Annotated in this window: 4 protein-coding genes; all 4 read left to right on the forward strand. The window is 53.9% G+C overall.

The features are described from left to right. Positions 1-665: AAA family ATPase (locus ACP5J3_RS10680; RefSeq protein ID WP_428495678.1), on the forward strand; the 665-nt coding region annotated here is incomplete at its 5' end. Positions 666-1127: 462 nt separating this feature from the next. Further along, positions 1128-1574, forward strand: coding sequence for a hypothetical protein (locus tag ACP5J3_RS10685; RefSeq protein ID WP_428495679.1), 447 nt, complete (start codon positions 1128-1130; stop codon positions 1572-1574). A gap of 11 nt (positions 1575-1585) precedes the next feature. Continuing rightward, positions 1586-2917, forward strand: coding sequence for a TM1812 family CRISPR-associated protein (locus tag ACP5J3_RS10690; protein WP_428495680.1), 1332 nt, complete (start codon positions 1586-1588; stop codon positions 2915-2917). Beyond that, positions 2899-4911 carry a type III-B CRISPR-associated protein Cas10/Cmr2 gene (locus tag ACP5J3_RS10695; RefSeq protein WP_428495681.1) on the forward strand — a complete coding sequence of 671 codons (2013 nt, stop codon included), beginning with the start codon at positions 2899-2901 and terminating at the stop codon, positions 4909-4911. Before ACP5J3_RS10690 ends, ACP5J3_RS10695 begins: the two co-directional genes overlap by 19 nt. The last annotated feature ends 145 nt before the right edge of the window (positions 4912-5056 follow it).

Raw genomic sequence — 5056 nt, forward strand, 5'->3', positions numbered from 1 at the left:
GGGGTTACATAAGGCTCGACCGCTACACACTCAAATATTCAGAGGGGCGGCTGTCGCTGTATGAAGGGGGGAACTTAATCGACAGCACAGGAGCAGAGGGGGAAGTGCGGTTTAATGTCAACAGCGACATAACGGCGGCGCTCGTAAACCAGTGCACCACATACGTAAGCTGGCAAAAGGGACCTATAGACGCTTGCAGTGGCGATCCGGCGTCAACCGGAGAATATCTCTTCGAGGATCCCCACATCGCCTCCCGCATAGTCCAGAGACTCGATGCTTTGGAGACAGACATATGGTCTGTATACTACAGACACGCATACAAGCACAACACGTGGATAGAGGGGACCAGACTCAGCTATGGAGAGCTCAGACTGTTAGCTATCCTATACGCCATAGAAGCCACCCCCGAGAGGTCCATTATCCTCATAGACGCCTTCGAAGCTGGCTTCCACCACGACTGGATAGTCAATCTCATAAAACTTCTCACAGAAATCCCGCAGACAGTGGTAATCGAAACTCACAGCGGCCTGGTGCTACTGGCGGCAAAGAAGCATAAGTGGAGTAGCTACTACATAGAGGGGGGGAAGTCAAAAGTTATCGAGGCACTAAACGACGTAGAGATGTTCACGAGAGAAAAGAAAGCTTATGTCGCGGCCTCAGAGTAGTTGCACGACGCTTATCATATCCACAACATGTAGCTGTAGCAGAAACAGCCCTAACTGCTACTGCGTCACAGATCCCAACTGTAACCTTAATCCAAAATGCCAAGTGGAGTGCACCACGAGGCACTACCCTGAACTACTCCTGAGGAGCGGACCCGTCATCTACCTTATAGAGTGTAAATTCAATATTACGACAGGAGCTTCCCTTCATGATCCGGAAGAACTCAACAAGAAGTTTCAATGCAAAATACCATGTGACGCGAATATGATCAAGATTATTGTCCTACCATATGAAATAGAGAATATGAACGAGATAGCGAGTGAACTCTACAAAGAAAAAATATATCTCTATATCTGTAGAGATGGAAGGCTCTTACTGTATAGAGCCCGCGGCGCGTTGAGAACTCCGCACATGGTACAGAACCAACTCTCATGTCCAGGCATAGTCTGTCAAGTCTGTAGACAATGCTCCTTGTTGCAATAAAGAAAGAGCAACTCGATGAGGCGTTGCGGAAGCTTGGTTGCGAAAATTTCAGCGAAAATAAGTGGAGATGCGGACAACTTATAGCTCTAATAGAGAAGGCAAGTAGGGACTACCTATATCTCTCCATCACACCTGCGGAGTGCTGGAATAAAGACGTAGACTTCTACGACGTCGACTGCGGCTTTGAAAAGGGGAGAGAACGCTGGAAAGAAGTACTCGGTAAGTTGGGAAATGTTGCAGAGGGCTACATAGCCACGCCCGCTCCGTCACTAGGTGCGAGGCTACTAGGCTTTAACCTTTTCCACTGTATTAATAAGAGAGGCATGGGGTGTATATGGGACAGTAAACCCTTTGGTTTGCTAAAAAGCATCTATATGGACATCAGCGAAATTGATAAGGTACCTGTAGAACAAATAAAAATTCCCTAAAAGGTACCGTCATGAGCGTTGTTCTCGTGGCGTCGCCGATAGGCGATCCGTGTGATTATCAACTCGTCAAATACTACATAGAAAAAATTGAAGGCGAGAAGCGTAGTGTAAAAGAGCTACGTAGAAGATACTCTTATACAGGAGCGGCTCTCAAACACTTCGCCTCAGAGTTTTGGGAAGATCCGAAGGTTGTCGACGCCCTTTACATCGCCCCCATATCACTAGCTCTAAAAACCTGTAGAGACAGGAGAATAGACGCTTTTGACAACTTCCTTAAATTAATCAAATCAAAGGGGGCTATCGGATATGATGATTTGGCAAAAATCGCCAGGGAATATGTGGAGATGCTGGAGCCGGAGACCTACGGCAAAGTCGTGGTTGTGCCCGCTCTGCTCACCTCTATGAGAGGCGGCCGGCTCTACACCTTTGTCGGCGGCGAGGAGGCGCTAAACGCCGCGCTAGCCATCGTCGTGAAGTCTGTCTACCAGAAGCTGAAGGAGCTGAGGGGGGAGAGAGTAGTCATCCTGCTGGACACCACCCACGGCTTGAACTACATGGTGCCCTACGTCGTGGAGGGCGTAGACCTAGCGGCGTCGCTGTACTATCTAACACTAGAAAAGGGGGAGGTTACGGTGTGGAGATACAACAGCGACCCCATTGAGGAGGGGGTAGAAACGGCAAAGCTCCATCTTGTAGATGTAACAGAGCTCACGGAGCAGGCGGCGTGGTCCTACATACATAAATACGTCACCCACAGAGCATGCGAAAGCCTCGACGACAGCATCCGCTACATGTTGACGTCGGCCTTTCTGGCGTCTCTAGGCGCCCTACCTGTAGCCAAGTGGATCGCGAGGAAGTCCAGCGCGATCGCTACACGGGACGTGGAGGGGCTGGCCTACACTATAGAGGAGGGGAAAGACAGCGTCAGGATAAAACTCGCCTCCGAGGCAAAGAATCTAGACGTCGCAGTCTTCGCCGCCATCTGGAGAGAAGTTATTGAAAAGCTGGGGACGGGAAAGTTGCCGCAACCAGGAAGGTCAATTCTTGAAAACGAGATAACGGAATTGAAGAGGTGCGCCGAGGACGAGGACAAGTGTGGAGGGATATACAAACACTACTATAACAGTGAGGGGTGTCGTAACACCGAGGATATCCTCGACAGAGGTAAATATAGAGATTTTGTTGCACACGGAGGCCTTATATGCACAAAAGACTACCAAGTAAAATTCCGGAAAGATGGAGAGGCTTGCCTCATCTCCGACGGCATCTGTGTAGATATTGAAGGCGACGATAGAAAAGTAGTTGACGTCGTGTGGAGTGAGCTATGCGGCAGAAAAAGGTAGAGTTTTTGAGAGAGAATCTGCCGTATAGGAGCTGTCTAGAGGGTGGCCGCGGCGAGGGGGTTGACTGCGGCAGAGTGGCTAAGTACTTCGAGTCGCTCCGCGACCTGTTTACACCCGAGAAATACGCCGAGCTGTATCTACGATTTGAGCTAAACTGGCTTGAAACAGTCGGCGGAGGGGCCGCCGAGGTCTTCGACAGAGTCTACGCCGAGCTCCCCCTCCTAAATCTAGGGGACCCGCCCGAGGGCCGCCTCGTGGTGTACGAAACGCCAGGCGTGCAGAGGATAATAGGCGCCGCGCGGAAGCTGGGAGATCTAAACGCCGGTAGCTGGCTGGTGTCGCAACTGACGTGGAGAACAGCCCTCAAGTTCGTGGAGAAGTACGGCCCAGACGTACTGCTCTCGCCAAGCCTCAGACTACATCCCTATCTTAAAAGCTATGTGGAGAGAGGGGCGCCGCCTCCCCACGCCCTAATGCCGGAGCGCGGCGTCCTGCTTGTAAAAGACGAGGACGAGTCGAAGATCGCCGACGCCTACTACGCCGCGCAGGAAGAGCTAATGCGGCTGGCTGAGGAGGGGGACGAGGGCCTCCCCCATCTACTCAGAAAACTCAGGTCGGAGATGGGGAGGGCTTTTAAGAGGCTTATAAGGCCGAGAGTCGCGTCGGCGGAGGTGAGGGGGGATTTGGAAGAGGTGAGGAGAGGCCTGGGGGCCTGCCTCCAAGCGGTCCTAGGCGCGAGGCAACCGCCCGGGATCTGCCGCGTATACGGGGATCCGCTGTGGGCCAGGCCGGCCCAGTTAAAAGACTGGTTCGACGAAGAGCTCAAGCCGCTGGCTGACTACGAGAAGTACACGGGAGTAGCCGGCTACATTATGTGTAGCTTATGTGGCCGCGAGCCTGCCTTGGTGAGGTTTAGAAAGGCGGTCGGCGCCGACCAGTTCGCCCAAGGCGAGGAGGAGAAGCTCAAGTCCCTACTAAAAATTGAAGACCCCCGGGAAGCCGCAAAGGTGGTTAAGCCGGGGGAGGCCCTGGGCCCCCTCTGCATCTTTAAGAGAGCCCTCCACTACTCCCAGACTAGGATAAGCGAGATACACAGCCTCAGTACAGAAGACGTGGCCTTCTACTGGAGCGGCTGGGAGAAGGTAGCCGAGGCGCTCGAAGGCGGGGAGTGCGCCGACGTCGTCCAGTTCCTCAGGATGCGCCCAAAGTCTGCAGACGAATACGGCGGCCTTGAGAGGCTAAAGAGGAGGTTCAACGCGTGTCTAAGGCGCGTGCCCCAGTTCCAGAGGCTGTCCTTCAGAGAACACTTCGCCCTCATAGTCGGCGACGGCGACGACGTTGGCGAGAGATGGGCGGAGGCAGAGGCAGTCGGCAAGGTGGTGGAGCTAAGCACTTCGATAACCAAGCTCGCGGTTGACACTCTGAGAGAGCTGAACGCCGACGGCAGGCCGGTGGCAGTGCCGATATACGTCGGGGGAGACGACGTCGTCGTGGCCACATCGGTGGAGCACCTCTTCGAAACCCTAAAACGGCTCCACAGAGCAGAAGCTAGAAGCGGAATATCAAGAAGCTACTCTGTGAGGCTCATCTCCCTCTCCTCTATATTCGCCAAGGAGTACCATAAAGCTGTACACATACTGAGAAACTACGCAAAGAAGGTGCGGGGCAAAGGCGGCGTGGCCTTCAGCCGCTCCAACACGCGCCACATCGCCGTGTATAAGCTCGCGGACATATTCGAAAAAGCCGAAAGTCTGTACAGACACATGGCCGCGGGCACGGTAAGCCCCAGCATACACGACGACTACGAGCCGTATATAAAGGCAGGACACGCAAACACAGAGACCTGGAGATACGTGTTGAAGAGAAACAGCAGAGGCGAACCCCCCAAGGAGTTGCTCCTAGAAGGCAAATGGACGGTTGAGGTCAACGGGATGAGTGTGTCGGCCCCGGAATTCCTCGCGACCCTAGCCGCCGTGCTGAGATGCATGATATGAAGAGGCTCCTCGTCACACCCTAACCCCCCTCCGCGTGGGGCTCGCCACGCCCATGCTAGACGCGCCCCACCACGAGGAGGCCCTCGCCGCCCCACCCCCCTCCACAATAATAGGCGCACTAGGCAGACTGCTGGGGCTCAGGCCG

The sequence above is a fragment of the Pyrobaculum sp. genome (assembly GCF_049971835.1).
Lineage (GTDB): Archaea > Thermoproteota > Thermoprotei > Thermoproteales > Thermoproteaceae > Pyrobaculum.